Below are 20,044 nucleotides of genomic sequence, written 5' to 3'. Positions count from 1 at the left end.
GCCGCGACAGATACTACTGGAACCCAGAGACTGTTCATCGCGGATCAAAGAGATTCAAGCTTCTTCAGGACGGCCGTCTTTTCGTGATCGCGTTCTTTATAGGAAATGCGGCATGGATATATTTCTTTGGGCCAATATAGATGTAGCTGGGTCTCGCATAGTCCCCTCACGCCTGACCCGTAACCTTAACGCCGAGCCTCACCTTAGTGCTGGATTGAGCGGGACAATAATGACAAGCAGCGAGCCTTAAAAAACACAAAAGGGACTCGCACGCATGGCAATTTACACCTCGACGGTGTCTTGGCACCGATCTGAATCCGAAAATTTCACAGACAACAAATACAGCCGCCAACACGAATGGGAATTCGATGGCGGCGCGGTCGTTCCGGCATCATCCTCTCCGCATATTGTGCCATTGCCCTATTCAGATGACGCCGGCGTTGATCCGGAAGAGGCGTTCGTTGCCGCTCTGTCCAGCTGCCACATGTTGTTCTTCCTCTCGTTCGCGGCTCAGCGCGGCTTCTGTGTCGACAGCTACGTTGACGAGGCCTCGGGGCTTATGGAGAAAAACGAGAGTGGCCAGATGGCGATGACTAGAGTTACCTTGAAGCCCAATATCGCATTCTCTGGCGAGAGGCATCCTACAGCAGAAGAGGTTGATGCGTTGCATCACAAATCTCACGATGCGTGCTTCATCGCCAACTCGGTCAAGACAGAAGTGGTGGTAGAATAATGAAACTGGGACGTCTCAATCATATCGGCGTTGCGACGCCTTCGATCGAAGCCTCAATTGCACATTATCGTGACACAATGGGTGCGACCGATATCGAGGAACCGTTCGACTTGCCGGAGCAAGGCGTGAAGGTCTGCTTCGTCAATACGCCTACCGATTCGGGCATGAATGGCACGCAGATTGAGCTGATCGAGCCCTTTGATGACAGCTCGCCGATAAAAAACTTTCTCGAGAATAATCCTTTGGGCGGGCAGCATCACGTGTGCTTCGAAGTGCCCGATATCGCTACGGCACGCGAGGAGTTCGAGAACCTCGGCAAGCGTATTCTCGGCCCCACGCGCATCGGTGCGCACGGCACGCCTATCTTTTTCGTCCATCCCAAGGATATGCAGGGCATGCTTACGGAGATTATGGAAACGCCGAAAGATCACTGAGAACTGGAGACGCGCACAGATGTCTTATGAGAAAATCCGGGTCGAGCAGGATGGCCCCGTTACCAAGATCATCCTCAACCAGCCTGAAAAGCTGAATGCATGCGCGCCCGATATGGCGGACGAAATCCGTGAAGCACTGGCCTCGACACGTGATGCGCGCTGCTTCCTTATTACCGGGGAAGGCCGGGCCTTCTGCTCTGGTGCTGATCTGTCAGGCGGCCCGCGTGATCGCACCACTTCAGGTGGGCGGGGCAGTTATGATGCGCTGTCCAAACACTATAACCCGCTGATGATGGAAATGGCGCGCTGCGATGCGCCGATCGTCACAGCTGTCAACGGCCCCGCAGCAGGCGTGGGCTGTTCAATTGCCCTGGCAGGTGATTTCGCCATTGCGGGGAAAAGCGCATATTTCCTTCAGGCATTCGTCAACATCGGCTTGGTTCCGGATGGCGGGGCAAGCTGGATGCTGCCTCGCCTGATCGGCAAGGCGCGCGCGACCGAGATGATGATGCTTGGCGAGAAAATTCCGGCTGAGAAGGCGGAAGGCTGGGGCATGATCTACAAGGCGGTCGACGATGATGCGCTGGCAGGTGAAGCCATGGCATTGGCCACGCGGCTGGCAAATGGGCCGACCGTGGCGCTGGGCCAGATGCGCGAAAACCTGATCAAGGCGCTTCAGACCGATTATTCGGCCGCTCTGCACCAAGAGGCGGTGGGCCAATGGCGTGCCGGAGACAGCGATGACTCCCGCGAAGGGATAATGGCTTTTCTTCAGAAGCGTAAGGCCGAATTCAAAGGGAAGTGACGGAAGCCGCCACTTCCACTTCATCCATTTGTGTGATTAGAGGCGCGGCATGACCGAGAAACCGACTGTATCCGATTGGGAGGCCTTGGCTGAGAAGGAAGTGAAGGGGCGTGACCTGACTTGGTCGACGCCTGAAGGCTTCGACATCAAGCCGCTTTATACTGAGGCAGACTCTCCCGACCCGGGACTTCCTGGATTTGCGCCTTTCACTCGCGGGGTGAAGGCCAGCATGTATGCCGGGCGTCCGTGGACTATCCGGCAGTATGCGGGCTTTTCTACGGCTGAGGAATCTAACGCGTTCTACCGTCGTAACTTAGCCGCCGGGCAGAAAGGCCTGTCGGTTGCATTCGATCTTGCAACGCACCGGGGATACGACTCGGATCACCCGCGCGTTGTGGGTGATGTTGGCAAAGCGGGAGTCGCGATCGACACTGTGCGCGACATGGAAATCCTGTTTGATCAAATCCCTCTCGATGAGATGTCGGTCTCTATGACCATGAATGGTGCCGTTATCCCGGTAATGGCCTTCTTCATTGTCGCCGGTGAGCGGCAGGGTGTCAGCGCAGACAAGCTTTCGGGTACCATCCAGAACGATATCCTGAAAGAGTTCATGGTCCGAAACACCTATATCTATCCGCCTGAGCCGAGCATGCGGATCGTTTCAGATATCATCGCATATACATCAGCCAACATGCCGAAATTCAACAGTATTTCGATATCAGGCTATCACATGCATGAAGCCGGTGCGACGGCGGTGCAAGAGCTTGCTTTCACGATTGCTGACGGCAAGGAGTACGTGACGCGCGCAATGGCCGCCGGGCTTGATATCGATGCGTTTGCTGGTCGCCTCTCGTTCTTTTTCGGTATCGGCATGAACTTCTTCATGGAAATTGCGAAGCTCCGCGCGGCGCGCACATTGTGGTACCGCGTGATGGACGGGCTGGGTGCGAAAAACGATCGCAGCAAGATGCTGCGCACGCATTGCCAGACATCAGGCGTCTCGTTGCAAGAACAGGATCCATACAACAACGTTATCCGAACCACTATCGAGGCGATGGCCGCGACGCTGGGCGGCACACAGTCGCTTCACACCAATGCGCTCGATGAAGCGATTGCATTGCCGACCGATTTTAGCGCGCGCATTGCACGGAACACTCAGTTGGTGCTTCAGGAAGAAAGCGGCATAACCAATGTCGTCGATCCACTGGGAGGCAGCTATTACATCGAAGCGCTGACAGCGAAACTTGTCGAGGAAGCGGAAAAGCTGATTGCTGAAGTGGATGAGGCGGGCGGAATGACAGCCTATGTCGATACTGGCGCGCCCAAAGCCGCGATTGAGCAAGCCGCGGCTGAGAAACAGACTGCCATCGACAAGGGCGACACTGTGATCGTCGGGGTCAACAAGTTCCGCAAGGACAAGGAAGACCCGATCGAAACCCTCGACATTGACAACCACAAGGTTCGCCAAGGGCAGATCGAGCGAATTGAGCGTGTACGCGCCGAACGTGATGAAGAGGCGTGTCAGGCGGCATTGCAGGCGCTGACTAAAGCAACTGAAGCGGACCCTACGATTAGCAACGAGGCGCTTCGCACCGGACGCGACGAAAACGGCATTCCTTTGCCACCTTCAGTGCTTCAGCAAATGGAGGGCGAAGGCGATGTGAACCTACTGGCGCGAGCTGTTGAAGCAGCACGGAATGACGCAACGCTGGGTGAAATTTCTGCCGCTATGGAGGCCGCCTTCGGGCGCTACAACACTCGGCCGACACCAGTGAAGGGCGTGTATTCGTCCGCCTATTCAGCTGACGCGCGCTATCAGCAGGTCACGGCAGGTGTAGCAGCCGTCGAACACCGATTGGGGCGAAAGCCGCGCATTCTGGTCGCCAAGATGGGGCAGGACGGGCATGACCGCGGTGCAAACGTGATTGCCAGTGCTTTTGCGGATATGGGCTTTGAGGTCGTCTCAGGCCCACTCTTCCAGACGCCGAGAGAAACTGCGGCTTTGGCCTTACAGAAAGACGTGGATGTGGTGGGCGCCAGTTCGCTTGCAGCGGGGCACAAGACACTTATCCCTGAACTGATCCAGCTGTTACGCGACGCGGGACGGCCGGATATCAAAGTAACCGCCGGCGGGGTGATTCCGCCCCAAGACTATGATTTCCTGCGCGAAAAGGGGGTTCAGGGGATCTATGGTCCGGGCTCAAATGTTGTGGAATGCGCAGCGGATATTCTGACCTTGCTGGGCCATAATATGCCGCCTCTGGATGAAGCTGCCGAGTAATTCCCCTCTCCAAGAAATGTCGCCTACATACAATAAGTTGCAACATTAATCGTTAGTCTGCGCCGCATCGGGTCGCTTTTCCCATGAGGGGGGACTAACGACCTATGCGTAAATTACTTCTCACATCAGCAGCATTTGGATTGGCGGCCACGATGGGGGCTGCGCCTGTGATTGCTGACGACCATGCCGAAGCAAAACCGGAAATGCGGGATCAGACCTGGTATCGGGTCAACTTGATCAAATTCCACCCAGGAAACGGCGAGAGGATTGGTGAAATCATTGACATGTTCGACGCCGCCGACAAGGCGGCCGGTGTCGACAGTCCGATCATCATGCATATGAATACAGGCGCTTGGGACATGGCCGTGTTCTTCAAGATGCAGCACGGGATCCAACAAATGGGTTGGCGCAGCACGCCTGAAGGGGACAAGTGGGATGCCGCCTTCAATGAAATGGTTGGCGGCGAAGACGAAGCCCGTAAGATTTTTGCTGAGTTTCAGTCGTTTGTGGCGGCCGAGGAAAACCACATTGGCCATATTCACCCTGATGAAGACGAAGAAGGCTGATTCAAAACCAACTAGCTGAAATTCGCTAGCTTGATACGGGCCTCTGAGGTGGGCATAGGCGGTTTAAAGTCTATGTGACCTTCGGAGGCCCGTTTGTTTTCCAAGATTCTGATTGCCAATCGCGGGGAAATTGCCTGCCGCGTTATCAAGACAGCTCGTCGGATGGGTATCCAAACCGTGGCGGTCTATTCCGATGCGGACGCACGTGCGCCTTTCGTCAGAATGGCCGATGAGGCGGTGCATATTGGCCCACCACCTGCGGCTGAGAGCTATCTGATCGCGGACAAGATTATCGAGGCGTGTAAGCAGACAGGAGCAGAGGCCGTGCACCCGGGCTACGGCTTCCTGTCTGAGCGAGCGAGTTTCGTCGAAGCGCTGGCGAAGGAAGGCATCGCGTTTATCGGCCCACCAGCCGGCGCCATCGCGGCGATGGGGGACAAGATCGAGAGTAAGAAGTTGGCCAAAGAGGCTGGGGTGAATGTCGTTCCCGGCTACGTCGGTGAGATCAAGGACACTGACCACGCGGTCGAGATCAGCAATGACATTGGATATCCGGTGATGATGAAAGCCAGCGCCGGCGGTGGCGGCAAAGGTATGCGCCTTGCATATTCCGAGAAAGACGTCCGCGAAGGCTTTGAAGCGACCAAGCGGGAAGGCTTGAACTCCTTTGGCGATGACCGTGTTTTCATCGAGAAATTCATCGAAGACCCGCGCCATATCGAAATACAGATCTTGGGCGATAAGCATGGCAACGTGCTCTATCTGAACGAGCGCGAATGTTCGATCCAGCGCCGCCACCAGAAGGTCGTCGAAGAAGCGCCATCTCCATTCGTCACACCCAAAATGCGCAAAGCCATGGGCGAGCAATGCGTCGCGCTGTCCAAGGCAGTCGATTACCATTCCGCTGGCACCGTCGAGCTGATCGTTTCTGGCGCTGATAAGACCGGTGAGAGCTTCTATTTCCTTGAGATGAATACCCGTTTGCAGGTGGAGCATCCCGTAACGGAGGCGATTACGGGGATCGATCTGGTCGAACAGATGATCCGCGTGGCAGCTGGCGAAAAGCTGGAAATGACGCAGGACGATATCGGCATTGATGGCTGGGCGATTGAGAACCGCGTCTATGCCGAAGACCCGTACCGCGGGTTCTTGCCTTCAACGGGCCGCTTGGTCGAGTATCAGCCTCCATTGGAAGGCTGGACCGACGATGGCAGCGCAAACGGCCGCCGCGGCGTCGATGGCGTGCGAGTCGACGATGGTGTTTATGAAGGCGGTGAAGTCAGCATGTTCTATGATCCGATGATCGCCAAGCTGATCACTTGGGGCGAAACGCGTGATGAGGCTGCTGATCTGCAAATCAAGGCGCTCGATGCATTTCGTATCAAAGGGCTGGGACACAATGTCGATTTCCTCAGTGCGATCATGCAGCATGATCGTTTCCGTTCAGGCGAATTGACGACGGGCTTTATCGCTGAGGAATACCCGGACGGGTTTGAAGGCGCCGCTGCATCAGACGACTTGTTGCGCGGGCTTGCAGCGATAGGCGGAGTGATTGCAACCGCAGATGCGGACCGCGCGCGGCGGATCGACCAGCAGTTGGCGGATGAGATGTATGCGCCGGGCGATTGGGCGGTGAGGATCGCCGAGACCGAATATGCGGTTGTGCTCGAAGAAGATGCCATCACCGTCGACGGTAAACCTGTCGACGTGACATTTGACTATACTCCGGGCGAGCGGATGGTGGATGTTGCGCTGGGTGAAGAGGTGATGACAATCCAGCTGCACCCCACCCGAACAGGCTATGACATCACCACGCGCGGCGCGACGCATACCTTGCGCATTCTTCCGGCAAGGATTGCTCAGCTGGCGGTTCACATGATTGAGAAAGAGCCGCCTGATCTTTCGAAATTGCTGATCTGTCCGATGCCGGGCTTGCTGGTAAAACTTCATGTGGCGGAGGGAGAGGAAGTTCAGCCTGGGCAGCCCCTCGCGACTGTCGAAGCAATGAAGATGGAAAACATCCTGCGTGCAGAGAAACAGGCTGTGGTGGCAAAGATCAACGCTGGCGAGGGTGAAAGTCTGGCTGTCGACGCGATCATCTTAGAGCTTGAATAGTGCATCTTACGCACGATCCCACTGCGCCAGCAGCTGACCGAATCGGCTTTGAGGATTTTCTCAAGGCCGACATCCGCATCGGGACAATTGTTGCAGTCGAGGAGTTTCCGGAGGCGCGCAAGCCATCTTACAAGCTGCGGATCGATTTCGGTCCGGCAATCGGTGAAAAGAAGAGCTGCGCACAGATCGTGGTAAATTATCACATCGACGAGCTGCCCGGACGCCAAGTGGCCGCGGTGGTCAATTTCCCGCCGCGTCAGATTGGCCCGGCCATGTCCGAAGTGCTGACATTGGGCTTTGCTGACGAGGCTGGGGAGGTGGTCCTATTCGCGCCCGACGTAAAAGTTCCCAATGGGTCGCGGTTGTTTTGATCCCTATTGCGATCCGCGACTAAAGCGCAAAGTCGAGATGATAACACTGGTTGTGCGGACCGTTCGCATACCCAGCAAACGCCTCGCCCGGTTCAAATCCATTCTTCAGATAGAGCTTCACCGCAGGCATGAAGTCTTCACTGGTGCCGGTCTCAAGGCTGATCCGCTCAACGCCATCAGTTCTGGCGGTCTCAAGGATAAGATTGAGAACAGCCTGCGCTGCTCCTTTCCCCAAATGCTCGGCATGGGTGCGCATGGATTTGATCTCGGCCTGTTTCTCTGACAGTCGATTGATCGCACCGACGGCGATGAGAGTGTCGCCTTCCCAGGCCCCAAACAGCGAAATGGTCGGGCCTGAGAGCCCCGACAGATCCAAAGCGAACGAGGTTCCCGGGGGTGAGATCTCATACATGTTGCGCTGATGCGCTTCGAGCAGATCACTAACTTGACTGTCTGCCAATGAAACTCGTTCGACCCGCATTCTTACTTTCCTATGTTCACCAACCTCAGCCAGCTTGCGCTTCAGTTGCCTTGAAACTTCGGACCACGCCGCTCGCGAAAGGCGGCGACACCCTCTTTGAAATCAGCAGTCTGCGTGGCGAGCAGCCATTGGTCACTATCGGCATGCATCACCGCCTGATCGAGCGCGCCAGCGTATGCGTTTGCGCTGCGCTTTATCATCTGGACTGCGATCGGCGGCAATGCAGCATACTTCTGCGCCTCCGCCATGACATGGTCATCAGCGACCTTTGGGTCGACAATCTCGTCAAGGAAGCCCCAATCGCTCATGGTTTCCGCGTCGAACAATTCGCCCGTCATGACCATTTGCTTGGCGCGCGAAAGGCCAACAGCCTGAATTGTGAGGGGCAGGGCGCGCCACATGAGGTTGATACCCAGCTTTACCTCGCCATAGCCGATGCGGCTATCGGGCGTACCAAAGCGAAAATCGCACGCAGATGGAATGCAGGCACCACCGCCGGTTGCGACACCGCGAACAAGACAGAGCGTCGGCTGATGAATCTCTTTTATCGCGCGAATTAGCAGCGCACCATTCTCAGCCGACCGCCGCAAGAGTTCAATCGAAGGCGGGGCGCCATCCATTCGCGAGATGTCAGCACCGACGCTGAAATCTGAATAATCGCTGCGAAAAATGACCGCGCGAGTTTCGGTACCCTCGCGAAAACTTTCAGCGATGTGCTTCAGCGAAACCAGCATCTCCGGCGTTAAAGCATTGCGTTTTTCGGGCCTGTTGATTGAAACGCTCGTCACGGCACCGTTGCGCTCAATCCGGAAGAACTCATGCTCTGCCATTATTAGTCCTCGATAATTGCAACCGCTCTGATCCAGCCCGCACTCGCCCGTTCGATTTTCACTGGGAAGCAGCTGAACATGAAGCCGTGGTTGGGCAGCGCAGAGAGGTTGGTCAGCTTCTCGATCTGGTAGTAGGGTCGGATGCGTCCGGCTTTGTGACCTTCCCAGATAATTGAGGGGTCCTTCGTTTCCGCCCAACGTTTCGCCGTATGGCTGAAGGGCGCGTCCCAGCTCCACGCGTCCGTGCCGACCACCTCCACGCCGCGCTCGGTCAGCCACAACGTGGCTTCCGCGCCGAGACCTACACCTTGATCCGTGAAATTCTTCGTGCCGTATTCGGCGCCGGATTGGATCAGCACGATATCCAGCGGCTGCAGATCGTACCCGACGTTCTTGAACGCCTCTTCCAACTCTGCCGCGCTCACGACATGGCCATGCGGCAAATGACTGAAGTCCAGCTTCACGCCTGGCCTGAAGAACCGGTCTAGTGGTGCTTCGTCGATGCTGGGCGCGGGGGAGGCACCATCATCTGTTGTCGAATGGTAATGCCACGGCGCGTCCATATGTGTGCCGTTATGCGTCGATAGCTCAAGCATCTCGACCGCCCATCCTTCACCGTCAGGCAAATCGTCCTTTTCCAGCCCCGGAAAGAACATCGCGATCTGCTCCCACGTGCTCTCGTGGGTCATGTACGTGATCTTGGGCCGCATCACTTCTGGATCGGAGATCACATCATTGGTGATCGGAATCGAAAGATCGATGAACCGAGTCATGCTAGCGCGACATCCTCCGGTTCTGCGCTATGCATCAGACGCGGTGCCAACAGCAACTTGAAGAGCAAGAACACAATGCCAGCCGCGGCGGCGAAGCCCATATGAACTAACCAGAATTGGGTTACGGGCATTGTTTCAAACCAGCCACCGACATATCCGACCAGCGAGTTTCCAGCGAAAAACGCCAGGAAGTAAAGTCCGATAACCGTGCCTGAGATCTGTTTGGGAGCGAGACGCGCAAATAGCGCGAGGCTGACAGGCAACATGTGTGCGAAGCCAATTGAGTTCACGATGTGAAACATTACCGGCCAGAACAAACCAATTTTCTCATCAACCGGAGTCGTTGCGGCTGCCATGTAAAGGCATGCCATTCCTCCAATAGAAAATAGTGATCCGATGATGATCTTACTGAGTTCATCTGGCTCTTCCCACTTGGTCTTCCACCAGCGATAGAACGCTGCAACACCGGCAAGGAAGCTGACCGAAACGACTGCGTCGAGGGTTATCAGCCATGTCGTAGGCAGCTTATCCTCACCCCAATAAAGTGCAAATTGCTGGTCGCCCCAAACAAGATAGGCGTTGAATATCTGGTTATTGGGTACGATTGCCACCGCCAAAACGGGGATTAACAGCAGTAGCGCGATAGTTGCGAGCCAGTCCTGGCGCGACATCGGGTCCTGCGTCGCATTTGCGGTCTTCGCTGCGACGTCAAAGTGCTCTTTGGGCAGATGCTTCTGACCTGCAACATAGATCACAAGGCCAATCAGCATGCCAACACCTGCTGCTCCAAATCCCCAATGCCAGCCCATGGTTTCCCCGAGGGTACCAACCACGAGCGGGCTTGCGATCACCCCTGCGTTGATACCCAGATAGAAGATCTGAAATGCATCTGCGCGGCGCAAATCCTCTGGCTTATAAAGGTTGCCGACCTGACTTGAGATATTACCTTTGAACATGCCTGAACCCAGGATCAGACACAGCAGCGCGAACAGGAAGGTGACGTTGAACGCCATCAGAAAATGGCCCAGGGCCATTGTGATTGCGCCAAGCAGAACTGTCCGTCGCTTGCCCAGAACCCGGTCAGCCAGCAGGCCACCAAAGATAGGCGTCAGATAAACCGTTGCGGCATAGGTTCCGAAGATTGCACTGGCAAAGGCTTGTCCTTCCAGACCGCCATAGAGCGCGCGGAGATGTTCAATCCCTGCCACTTGCTCAACATTGCCCGGCAGCAGCAGAAAATTGACCATGTAAAGCACCAGAAGTGCTTGCATCCCGTAAAAACTGAATCTTTCCCACGCCTCGGTAAAGGCGAGATAGCCAAGCCCCTTTGGATGCCCCAGAAAGCTCTTGTCGTCCCAGTCGAAATCGAGATCAGGTGTTGCTTCGGCAACGCTCATGCAGAACCCCCCTCATGTCTGCGCAAAGTATTTTTGCAGCGATTTAGCTTTGTTTCAGTTCTCCGTCGAGGAAACTGGATATATCATCCAGATCGACGTCCCTGGCCAAATATGCTGCGCCGATGCTGCGCAACAGAAGGAATGGCAAAGTCCCCGAATCCATCTTCTTATCGTGCATCATGTGATTGGCGAGTCTTCTACCGTCGCAATCGAGACCCAGTTGCGAAACTTCTGAGGGGAGGCCGGATGCCGCGATGGCCCGCGCTACCAGCTCAGCATCGTCTGCACTGAGGTCACCGCGTCGGGCCGAATAGCGCGCAGCCAGCACCATGCCCAGCGCGACGCCTTCGCCATGCAGCAGACGATCCGAGAAACCCGTTTCCGCCTCAAGCGCGTGGCCAAACGTATGACCCAGATTGAGCAAGGCACGCGTTCCGCTCAATTCGCGCTCGTCCTCCGCGACTATGCGGGCCTTGGCGGCAACGCTGGTCGCAACCGCATGCTCAAGCGCTTCAGGATCGCGCGCGAGAACTCGCGCGCCATTTTCGACGAGCCAGTCAAAAAATGCTCGATCACCAAGAATTCCGTATTTGATAACTTCTGCGTAACCGGCACGCATTTCGCGATGAGGTAATGTGTCGAGTGCTGTCAGATCGGCCAGTACTAGCGACGGTTGATGAAAGGCTCCGATCAGGTTCTTGCCAGCAACGGTGTTGATCGCTGTCTTGCCGCCAACAGAGCTATCGACCTGAGCAAGCAAAGTGGTCGGAATCTGCACAAAGCCGCAGCCTCGCTTTAAGATTGCGCAGGCGAATCCGGTGAGATCGCCGACGACGCCTCCGCCTAGGGCAAATACATGATCGCCGCGTTCCACACCTTGTGCGAGAAGCCAGTCAGTCAGTTCTTGCAAGCCCTGCCAGCTTTTCGACGCTTCGCCAGATGCAACAGTAAACCAAGCGATGGTTCGACCGTCTTTGGCCAAAGCCTGTTCCAGCCGCGCCCCATGATGCGTTTTCGCATTGGCATCTGCGACAACGGGTATCACTGCCTTGCGAAGGAATGCCTGAGCGTGCTGCGCTGTCTGGTCGAGCAAGTCACGCGCGACCAGGACCTCATAGCTTCGGCCTGCCAGTTCGACCGGGATCACAGCCATTTGTCCAACGCCTCCAGAATCTTGCTGACGGTATAATTATGCGGTCCGGCATCGCTCATGACATGAATCTGGGCTTGCGAATAGAAACGTTTGCGCTCTTGGTAGAGCTGCGAGAGTATCTCATGCGGGTCCCCGGTCTTGAGCAATGGGCGCGTATTCTTACGCGATGTCCGTTCAACCAGCGTGTCGATGTCGCAATCGATCCAGATCGCGATCGCATTCTCCAATATTAGCGCGCGCGTTTCATCGTTGACGAATGCCCCTCCGCCGGTTGCAATTACCCCGTCATGCTCCTCGATTAAACGAGCAATGACGCGACGCTCGCCGTCACGAAAATGTTCCTCGCCAAAATCCTCAAAAATCTCGGCAATGCTTCTCTGAGCGGCTTCTTCGATTGCATCGTCTGCATCGATGAAATCACGTCCCAGCACGTCTGCGAGCCTTCTGCCGATTGTAGACTTGCCCGCTCCCATCAGACCAACCGGGACTAAAGGACGGTCCAGTCTTGCCGCGATCGACACGATTTGATCTTCACTGAGGGCTGGATGTTCTTCAGTCATTGCAGTGCGGCCTATAGATCGGCTATCGGCCATGCAATATGGCAAGTAGGCGCAGCACAATTCTTTCTATGGATGAGAATGGCCGAAATGGAGGGCGAATTCTGCCCAACGTTACTAACCGCAAGTTGATCTGGTTCGGTTCGATTCTGCTTGTTCTTTTTTTAGCTTGGATTGATGGGGGCGAAGAAGCCTTGCATCCAATTTCGCAAGAAATCGCAGTTCCGGAGAACGCAGAGTAATGGCACGCTGGAAATGGGCAAGCGCGGGGGTCGCCGCCGTCGCGTTGAGCGCGAGCTTTGTTGCCGCTCAAGATGCGCCAGAATCGCTGTTGCCACCAGGTTTCGACGATCCTGCACCGGCGCCACCACCAAGTCCAACCCCTGCCTCGCCGGCGACTCCGGTGCCCCCTCAATCGGGCCAGAGCACGGCGCAGGCTTCGCCTGACGCGCCGGCTTTCCAAGCTTTGCCGAACACAGGTGACCCACTGAATGATCTGGCTCAGTTCGATTTCTCCTCGATCCCGACACTGGACGAACTCGAACAACTGTCTCCGGACGAACTAGATGATCTTTTAGGGCTCAGTCCCAGCTACGATATTCCGCCCGCTGCCCGACGTGCCATGACACGTGTCGGCGTAATATCGTCGCAAGAGGGAGGTTTTCCCTCAGGCTCGCTTGCCAAGCAGCCTTCCTCACTGGTGGAGGCGGCACTGCGTGGTCTTGAGCGCCCAATCGTATCGCGCTGGGGCCATATTCTGCTTCGCCGCGCTTTAGCGAGCCGTCTTGAGGCGCCTGCAGGCATGAGCCCGGTCGAGTTTGCAGAGCTGCGGGCGAAGGCGCTTAACAAGATGGGCGAATATCGTGCTGCGCGGGCTCTGCTACAGGACATTGACACCGGGAACTGGGACAGCAGCTTGGTCGATGCTGGTCTCGAAGCGTATATTGCAACGACAGATCTGATTGGAGCTTGTCCGATCGTTCGGCTCCGCGCATCGGCTCGCGATGATGCGCAATGGCGTATGCTTGGCGCGATCTGCAACTCCTATGCCGGTGAGGCGGTGTTGGGTGGTCGACAGCTAGATCGGGCACTACGAGACGAAATCGCACCAGAGATAGACATTCTGCTGGCGCAGCGCCTCGCGGGTGCTGCAGGACGAGGTCGTAGGGCGGTGGATGTCGAGTGGGACGGGGTTAACGAGATCAATCCCTGGCGTTTCGCGATCGCAAACGCGGTAGGTGAGGAAATCCCGGAAAGCCTGCGCAGTGAGGTTGAACCCTATTACGAACGTATATGGGCTTCGACGCCAACATTATCATTGCAGCAGCGCGCTATAGGCGCGGATCGTGCTGCGCGAGAAGGAATCTTCTCCGCACGGGCGATCGTCGATCTCTACAGCCAGATTTATGCTGATGAGAATATCAGCGGCCCATCGGCTGATCGGGCGACACTCTTGCGTGAGGCATACGTGGGAGCTTCTGCCAGCGAGCGGGTAAGTGCACTACAATCGATCTGGGAAAATGAGGATTCTCCCGATTATGGGCGTTATGTAATGACAGCTTTTGCGGCGGCCCGTGTTCCGGCATCCCCAGACTTGGCAGATCAAGCGCCCGCTTTGCTCGCATCTATGTTGGCTGCAGGTCTCGACAGAGATGCGGCCACATGGGCGCAGATTGTTGAGCCAGGCAGCGCCGGATGGGCTCTTGTGGCGCTGGCGAGGCAGGGTGAGGGGCGCATGGAACCGCGTGAAGCAATCGATGGATTCATCGATGAGGATGGCAGCGCAAACAAACGGCGCTCCGCGCTCTTGCTGGCAGGACTTGCAGGCCTTGACCGTATTTCAGCCAATGATCTCAGCGACTTCACCACACGCACTGGAGCAGATCTCACACGTGAAAGTCGCTGGTCCCGTGCAATCAGTCAGGCAGCGGATGTCAACAATGCTACACTTGTGGCGCTGCTTGCGGGGCTCGGTATGCAAGGAGAAGGATGGGACAGAATGACGCCGCGCCATCTCTATCACATAGTTTCTGCGTTGCGCCGCGTGGGGCTCAATGCTGAGGCACGCATGATCGCGGCAGAGGCTATGGCACGCGGGTGACATGAGCGCGGCAAGCGAAGCATTTCTCGATATGCTCGCAGCCGAGAGAGGCGCAGCAGCCAACACGTTAAGCGCATATCGCAGGGATCTCGAAGGAGTGGAGGCGCTAATTGGCGATCTTGCCAAGGCTTCGCGTGAAGATGTCCAAAAGTTGGCTGCGGTCTGGTCGGGACTTGCCCCATCGACAGTCGCCCGGAAGACTTCGGCGTTGCGCCAGTTTTTCGGTTTTGCCGTAGATGAGGGTTGGCGGAGTGACGATCCGTCACCAGCATTGCCTAAGCCGCGCACACGTCGGCCATTGCCCAAGGTTCTTAGTCACGAAGAAATTGACAGGCTCTTCGAGCGCGCAGAGATGGAAGCTGAAAGCAAGAAATCTGCCGCTGTTCGACAATTAGCCCTTCTCGAATTGCTCTACGGGTCTGGTTTGCGGGCAAGTGAACTGGTCTCACTGCCTGTTTCTGCGGTCCCGCGAGATGCTCCGATGATCACTGTGATGGGGAAAGGCGGGCAGGCCCGCATCGTTCCGGTTAGCGAGCGTGCCCGTCAGGCATTGGCTAGCTGGCTGGAGGTTCGCAGTATTGGTAAAGACGCTAAATCACGTTTTCTGTTTCCGTCGCGACGCAATCATCTGACCCGCATACGCCTCTATCAGGTGCTGAAAGAGTTGGCTGCGCGAGCCGACATTGACCCCGGTTTGATCAGCCCACACGTGTTGCGGCACGCATTCGCGACGCATTTGCTGGAAGGTGGGGCTGATCTGCGCGTGCTGCAGACTCTTCTTGGTCATGCCGACATTTCCACAACACAAATCTATACACATGTCGATGCCGCGCGTCTGGTTGCGCTTGTAAATGCGCGACATCCCCTTGCCCGAAACGCAACATAAGACTAGCGCAGCGGAATGATTTCATATCTCGAATTCGAGAAGCCTATTTCCAAGTTGGAAGAGCGTATCGCAGAGTTGCGGGCCGCAGCGGAAGGCGATGACGTTGACATTGGGGGTGAACTGAAGCGGCTCGAGCAGAAAAGCCGTGACCTTCTGGCCAGCACATATGCATCGCTCACGCCGTGGCAAAAGACACAGGTTGCGCGGCATCCGCAACGCCCCCATTTCCGGGACTATGTAAAACATGCCTTTGATGAGTTCGTGCCGCTGGGCGGCGACAGATACTATGGAAATGACGAAGCAATTCTGGGTGGATTCGCCAAGTTAAAGGGCAAACGCGTTGTCTTGATCGGTCATGAAAAGGGACACGACACGGAAAGCCGCCTCAAACACAACTTCGGCATGGGTAAACCGGAGGGCTATCGCAAAGCTGTTCGTTTGATGGAATTGGCGGGTCGGTTTGATCTGCCCGTGGTCACACTGGTGGACACTTCAGGCGCTTTTCCCGGAGTTGAAGCTGAAGAGCGCGGTCAGGCGGAGGCGATTGCACGTTCGACTGAAGCTTGTCTTGCCCTGCCGACCCCGATGGTTGCAACCATAGTTGGGGAGGGAGGATCGGGCGGTGCAGTCGCGTTGGCAACCGCAGAACGCGTTCTGATGCTTGAGCATGCGGTTTACTCCGTCATTTCACCAGAGGGGTGTGCCTCGATCCTGTGGCGTACCGCTGAGAAAGCGCCGGACGCGGCTGAGGCGATGCGCGTGACTGCGCAACATCTGAAGAAGCTCAAAGTGATCGACCGGATCGTTAAAGAACCAGTCGGTGGAGCGCATCGCGCGCCCGAAGCGATGGCCCGGAGCCTTGGCAACGCGATTGCGGAAGAGATCGAGAAGCTTTCGAAGAAGTCCAAAGACGAAATCCGCAAAATGCGTGAAGAACGTTTTCTGGAGATCGGCGCCAGCTGAACTGCGCCAAAGCAGCGGCTGATCGCTCTTGCAGCGAGCGCTGTAATGGGCGATGATTCGTTCGCCAACTACAGCGCACAGAGGCGCGTTTCTGGCTAGTCAAACGGAGAAAATTCATGGCTTTTTCGCGCAAGGCATTTGCTCTCACGACCGCCGGATCGTTAAGTCTGCTACTAACCGGTTGTATCGGCGGAGGGCCCATTCCAAGCGCATCGGCTCCGATCACACAGCAAGAGGCGCAACAAGGCGCGGAGTACCACCCGCAATTGCTAGCCGAATTTGGCGGGGCCATGACAGGCCCGCAAGCGGACTACGTTGAACAAGTAACCAAGAATGTCGCAGTTCAGTCGGGCCTCGGAAATGCGCGCGACAGCTTCACGGTTTCGTTGCTTAACAGCTCGGTCAATAATGCGTTCGCTGTCCCAGGCGGCTATGTTTATACCACGCGCCAACTGGTCGGATTGATGAACAATGAAGCCGAGCTGGCAGGCGTAATGGGGCACGAGGTAGCTCATGTCGCAGCCCGCCACTCTCAGCGTAGGCAGCGCGCGGCTCAGCAGAACCAACTTGGCGGTGTTTTCGCCGCGATCCTTTCTAACGTGCTGCTCGGCAATAGCGAGATTGGCAATCTTCTCAGCCGTAGTGCTTTGCAAGGCTCTCAACTTCTTACACTCAAATTTTCGCGTAGCCAGGAACTGCAGGCTGACGATCTGGGAATTCAGTATCTCACTTCGGCAGGCTATGACCCGCGTGCAATGGGAACAGTGCTCGCAAGCCTTGCGGCGCAGAACTCTCTGGACGCTAGATTACAGGGCCGTGGCGACGCGCGGCCGCCTGCATGGGCGTCAACTCATCCTGACCCTGCAAGCCGTGTACGCACCGCGCTGGCAAAGGCCGAGGGGCTGCCCGGGACAGTTACCAATCGCGATGCTTTCCTGACCCGTATCGACGGACTGCTGTATGGCGATGACCCGGATCAGGGCATTATTGACGGCAGTAATTTTGTTCATCCTGTGTTGCGATTGGCGTTCGCTGCTCCGCAGGGCTTTTACATGGTCAACGGTACAAGAGCGGTGACGATCAATGGCCAATCGGGCAAAGCGCAAATGACACTTGCTCCGTACGACGGCAGCCTTGAAAACTATGTGCGCCAACAATTCGCAACGCTTGGTGGTCAGCAGCCGCTGGCACCACAGACGCTAGAGCGCACTACGGTAAACGGGATTCCTGCAGCTTTCGGGATCACGCGCGTGAATAATGGCAATAGTCAGGTGGATGTCGTCGTCTTTGCTTATGAGTTTGCCAGCAATCGCGCATATCATTTTCAGGCAATAGCACCTGCGGGAAGAGCAGGCATCTTTGATGAAATGTTTCGATCAATGCGCAGGGTCTCATCATCTGAGGCCGCAAGTGTTGTTCCGCGGCGGATCGATGTGGTTTCCGTTCGGCGCGGCGAATCGGTCGCCACTCTTGCGCAGCGCATGGCGTTCGACGATGAGAAAGAGGCCCGTTTTCGCGTTTTGAATGCTCTGGGCAGCAGTGATCAGTTGCAGGCTGGCCAGAAGGTCAAGCTGGTGGTCAAGACGCGCTAATTCTCACACCGTAATAATTCAGGGATGCAAAAGAAAAGCGGCGGGGAAATCCCCGCCGCTTCGCTTTTAGGTAAAGCCGAGTGGCTCTTACGCACCAGCCATTTCGGTCGAAACTTCGGTGAAGGTGTTGTTCAGCTGGTCACCTACAGCGCCCATTGCAGTGATCGCTGCAACTGCGATCAGAGCAGCGATCAGGCCGTATTCGATAGCCGTTGCGCCTTCTTCGTTACGAAAGAACTTGTTGATGAAAGTCATTGGTAGTCTCCTGGTTCAGTCTTCGGTACCCGTGTCCGATCGAGAAACCCGACCGAACGAGCAGAGGTTTAGTTCACAGCTCTTGAAAAAATCCTAAATCGGATGCTTTCAAAATGGTTACCTTGAACCAACCTCCGCCATCGCAGATTCAACCGTGTTCCACATCCGCGCATTCTCGTCCGCAACCGAACCGAATGCCCCCATAGAAGCGATTACGATCAAACTCACGATCAGGCCGTACTCAACAGCGGTTGCCCCGGAATTGTCGCTCCCGATACGCTTAAGGAAGATCGGCAATTTCATGGACAAACCCCTGTGTTTACGTCCTGATGAGAACCTTCTGCGCCTCAGGGTGTTAAGAAAGTGTTGAGAGGGAACCCGAGTTTGGAAAAAAATCCGACAGCGATGCTGGTAGTGGCGGGCGCGCTAAGGCGTTCTGATGGGCTTTGGCTGATGCACAGGAGGCCTGAAGGAAAGCAACATGGCGGGCTTTGGGAGTTTCCTGGCGGGAAGGTCGAAGCTGCTGAAAAACCGCCAGAAGCCTTGATTCGTGAGCTTCGCGAAGAACTTGGCATTACGATAGTGATCGACACACCAGAACCGGTCGCGAAAGCAAAAGAGACCTCACCATCAGGACAGATCCGGATTGTAATCCAGCTTTACACAAGCCGAGATTGGTTAGGAGAACCTCAAGCGTTAGAGGGCGGGCAGATTAACTGGTTCGAGCCCGCTGAGATCAGAAAACTGCCGAAACCACCTTTGGATGTCGAGTTGGCAAAACAACTCTTTGCAGATTTGCCCCGATAAGGGATTGCAAAGCCGGTAAAGCCCCCTTATGTGCCGCGTCTCCCGCGCGCCAGTAGCTCAGCTGGATAGAGTACCTGACTACGAATCAGGCGGTCGGAGGTTCGAATCCTTCCTGGCGCGCCATAAAAAGGGACCGGCCATTGGGTCGGTCCCTTTTTTGTTGGCGAGACAGCGTTCTACGGAACGTTTTGGGCCCATAGACATTCTACCACCAAGCCCAGTTGGGTTTCGCGCTTCGCGATTCAAAGCACGGCATAATGGGCTGGACTCAGTGCACAGTGCTCCAATCCCGAATGACAAAGGTCGGAAAGAAATAGCCATGAACTACATGAACGTGCATGATCACGCTGAGTTTGACCCGGAGAATCCCTTGAACAAGCCTGATGTGCCGGAAGATGTCCAGGAAGCCATTCGAACCTTGATTCGTTGGACAGGTGACGACCCTGAGCGTGAAGGCTTGGTCGACACCCCGAAACGGGTGGGGCGGGCTTGGCTTGAATATTGTCAGGGATATCAAAGTGATCCTGCGGTTCATCTCAGCCGCATTTTCGAAGAGGTCGGCGGCTATGATGAGATTGTCCTGCTGAAAGACATTCCGTTCCAATCGCATTGTGAGCACCACATGGCACCAATCACCGGCAAGGCGCATATTGCTTACCTTCCGGACAAAAAGGTTGTCGGCATCTCAAAGCTAGCCCGCGTCCTGCATGGTTTTGCAAACCGGCTTCAGGTGCAAGAGCGCCTGACGGCTGAAGTTGCGGACTGCATTTGGCAGAATCTTGAACCGCGCGGCGTCGCCGTTGTTATTGAGGCAGAGCACGGTTGCATGACCGGCCGCGGTGTAAAGGTGCACGAAGTTGAAATGCTCACCAGCCGGATGATGGGCTGTTTTCTTGAAGATCATCGCAGCCGTAAGGAAGTGATGAGCCTGATGGGATATTAAA

21 protein-coding genes and 1 tRNA gene are annotated in these 20,044 nt (G+C 55.9%); 14 read left to right on the top strand and 8 right to left on the bottom strand.

The window, feature by feature from the left end; translation table 11 throughout:
- Positions 1–274 precede the first annotated feature (274 nt).
- The 7 genes from A6F69_RS09250 (at position 275) to A6F69_RS09220 (ending at position 7,305) form a co-directional block, all read left to right on the top strand.
- On the top strand, positions 275–733 hold the full coding sequence (locus A6F69_RS09250) for an OsmC family protein (protein WP_067600270.1): 459 nt from the start codon (positions 275–277) through the stop codon (positions 731–733).
- The gene (gene mce / locus A6F69_RS09245; protein ID WP_067600267.1) at positions 733–1,167 is read left to right on the top strand and encodes a methylmalonyl-CoA epimerase; all 435 of its coding nucleotides are present in this window, start codon (positions 733–735) and stop codon (positions 1,165–1,167) included. The genes A6F69_RS09250 and mce overlap by 1 nt, the downstream gene beginning before the upstream one ends.
- Positions 1,168–1,186: 19 nt before the next feature.
- Positions 1,187–1,972, top strand: a complete 786-nt coding sequence (locus A6F69_RS09240) for an enoyl-CoA hydratase-related protein (protein ID WP_067600264.1) — start codon at positions 1,187–1,189, stop codon at positions 1,970–1,972.
- A gap of 49 nt (positions 1,973–2,021) precedes the next feature.
- On the top strand, positions 2,022–4,253 hold the full coding sequence (scpA, locus tag A6F69_RS09235) for a methylmalonyl-CoA mutase (protein ID WP_067600261.1): 2,232 nt from the start codon (positions 2,022–2,024) through the stop codon (positions 4,251–4,253).
- Between the two features lie 104 nt (positions 4,254–4,357).
- Positions 4,358–4,819 (top strand): hypothetical protein, encoded by a 462-nt coding sequence (locus A6F69_RS09230; protein ID WP_144573623.1) that lies wholly within the window; start codon positions 4,358–4,360, stop codon positions 4,817–4,819.
- 93 nt (positions 4,820–4,912) lie between these two features.
- Entirely contained in the window at positions 4,913–6,934 is a 2,022-nt protein-coding gene (locus A6F69_RS09225; RefSeq protein ID WP_067600256.1) for an acetyl-CoA carboxylase biotin carboxylase subunit, read from the top strand.
- Positions 6,934–7,305: a tRNA-binding protein gene (locus A6F69_RS09220; RefSeq protein ID WP_067600253.1), complete on the top strand. Its 372-nt coding sequence runs from the start codon at positions 6,934–6,936 to the stop codon at positions 7,303–7,305. Before A6F69_RS09225 ends, A6F69_RS09220 begins: the two co-directional genes overlap by 1 nt.
- Before the next feature lie 19 nt (positions 7,306–7,324).
- Here the strand turns inward: A6F69_RS09220 and A6F69_RS09215 are convergent, their stop codons facing one another.
- Genes A6F69_RS09215 through A6F69_RS09190 form a run of 6 tightly spaced genes read right to left on the bottom strand, consistent with a single transcriptional unit; the run spans position 7,325 to position 12,499 of the window.
- Positions 7,325–7,786 carry a GNAT family N-acetyltransferase gene (locus A6F69_RS09215; protein ID WP_067600249.1) on the bottom strand — a complete coding sequence of 154 codons (462 nt, stop codon included), beginning with the start codon at positions 7,784–7,786 and terminating at the stop codon, positions 7,325–7,327.
- A gap of 41 nt (positions 7,787–7,827) precedes the next feature.
- Positions 7,828–8,616 (bottom strand): enoyl-CoA hydratase/isomerase family protein, encoded by a 789-nt coding sequence (locus A6F69_RS09210; RefSeq protein ID WP_067600246.1) that lies wholly within the window; start codon positions 8,614–8,616, stop codon positions 7,828–7,830.
- Between the two features lie 2 nt (positions 8,617–8,618).
- Positions 8,619–9,389, bottom strand: coding sequence for a cyclase family protein (locus A6F69_RS09205; RefSeq protein ID WP_067600242.1), 771 nt, complete (start codon positions 9,387–9,389; stop codon positions 8,619–8,621).
- Positions 9,386–10,786 (bottom strand): peptide MFS transporter, encoded by a 1,401-nt coding sequence (locus A6F69_RS09200; protein WP_067600238.1) that lies wholly within the window; start codon positions 10,784–10,786, stop codon positions 9,386–9,388. The genes A6F69_RS09205 and A6F69_RS09200 overlap by 4 nt, the downstream gene beginning before the upstream one ends.
- A 43-nt stretch (positions 10,787–10,829) precedes the next feature.
- Positions 10,830–11,939: a 3-dehydroquinate synthase gene (aroB, locus tag A6F69_RS09195; RefSeq protein WP_067600235.1), complete on the bottom strand. Its 1,110-nt coding sequence runs from the start codon at positions 11,937–11,939 to the stop codon at positions 10,830–10,832.
- Positions 11,930–12,499, bottom strand: coding sequence for a shikimate kinase (locus A6F69_RS09190; protein ID WP_067600232.1), 570 nt, complete (start codon positions 12,497–12,499; stop codon positions 11,930–11,932). The genes aroB and A6F69_RS09190 overlap by 10 nt, the downstream gene beginning before the upstream one ends.
- A 238-nt stretch (positions 12,500–12,737) precedes the next feature.
- Here A6F69_RS09190 and A6F69_RS09185 point away from each other — a divergent pair, with 238 nt between their 5' ends.
- The 4 genes from A6F69_RS09185 (at position 12,738) to A6F69_RS09170 (ending at position 18,038) form a co-directional block, all read left to right on the top strand.
- A complete protein-coding gene (locus A6F69_RS09185; protein ID WP_067600229.1) occupies positions 12,738–14,597 on the top strand; it encodes a hypothetical protein in 1,860 nt (619 codons plus the stop codon).
- Position 14,598: 1 nt separating this feature from the next.
- Complete coding sequence (locus A6F69_RS09180; protein WP_067600226.1) at positions 14,599–15,483, top strand: tyrosine recombinase; 885 nt, start codon at positions 14,599–14,601, stop codon at positions 15,481–15,483.
- Between the two features lie 15 nt (positions 15,484–15,498).
- Entirely contained in the window at positions 15,499–16,446 is a 948-nt protein-coding gene (locus A6F69_RS09175; RefSeq protein ID WP_067600223.1) for an acetyl-CoA carboxylase carboxyltransferase subunit alpha, read from the top strand.
- 116 nt (positions 16,447–16,562) lie between these two features.
- Entirely contained in the window at positions 16,563–18,038 is a 1,476-nt protein-coding gene (locus A6F69_RS09170; RefSeq protein ID WP_067600220.1) for a M48 family metalloprotease, read from the top strand.
- Between the two features lie 87 nt (positions 18,039–18,125).
- On the opposite strand, the gene A6F69_RS09165 is transcribed toward A6F69_RS09170, so the two are convergent.
- A complete protein-coding gene (locus tag A6F69_RS09165) occupies positions 18,126–18,293 on the bottom strand; it encodes a Flp family type IVb pilin (protein ID WP_067600217.1) in 168 nt (55 codons plus the stop codon).
- A gap of 117 nt (positions 18,294–18,410) precedes the next feature.
- On the bottom strand, positions 18,411–18,596 hold the full coding sequence (locus A6F69_RS09160; protein WP_067600214.1) for a Flp family type IVb pilin: 186 nt from the start codon (positions 18,594–18,596) through the stop codon (positions 18,411–18,413).
- An 81-nt stretch (positions 18,597–18,677) separates the two neighbouring features.
- Between A6F69_RS09160 and A6F69_RS09155 the strand changes: the two genes are divergently transcribed.
- From A6F69_RS09155 to folE, 3 genes are all read left to right on the top strand, one after another.
- A complete protein-coding gene (locus A6F69_RS09155; RefSeq protein WP_281179631.1) occupies positions 18,678–19,100 on the top strand; it encodes a (deoxy)nucleoside triphosphate pyrophosphohydrolase in 423 nt (140 codons plus the stop codon).
- 46 nt (positions 19,101–19,146) lie between these two features.
- Positions 19,147–19,223, top strand: a tRNA-Arg gene (locus tag A6F69_RS09150).
- A gap of 196 nt (positions 19,224–19,419) precedes the next feature.
- Positions 19,420–20,043, top strand: coding sequence for a GTP cyclohydrolase I FolE (folE, locus tag A6F69_RS09145; protein WP_083984752.1), 624 nt, complete (start codon positions 19,420–19,422; stop codon positions 20,041–20,043).
- Position 20,044: the final 1 nt, after the last annotated feature.

Origin of the sequence: Altererythrobacter ishigakiensis, assembly GCF_001663155.1 — a bacterium.
Lineage (GTDB): Bacteria > Pseudomonadota > Alphaproteobacteria > Sphingomonadales > Sphingomonadaceae > Erythrobacter > Erythrobacter ishigakiensis.
The sequence above is the reverse complement of the archived record's forward strand: the minus strand, read 5'-3'. Positions and strand labels throughout refer to the sequence as shown.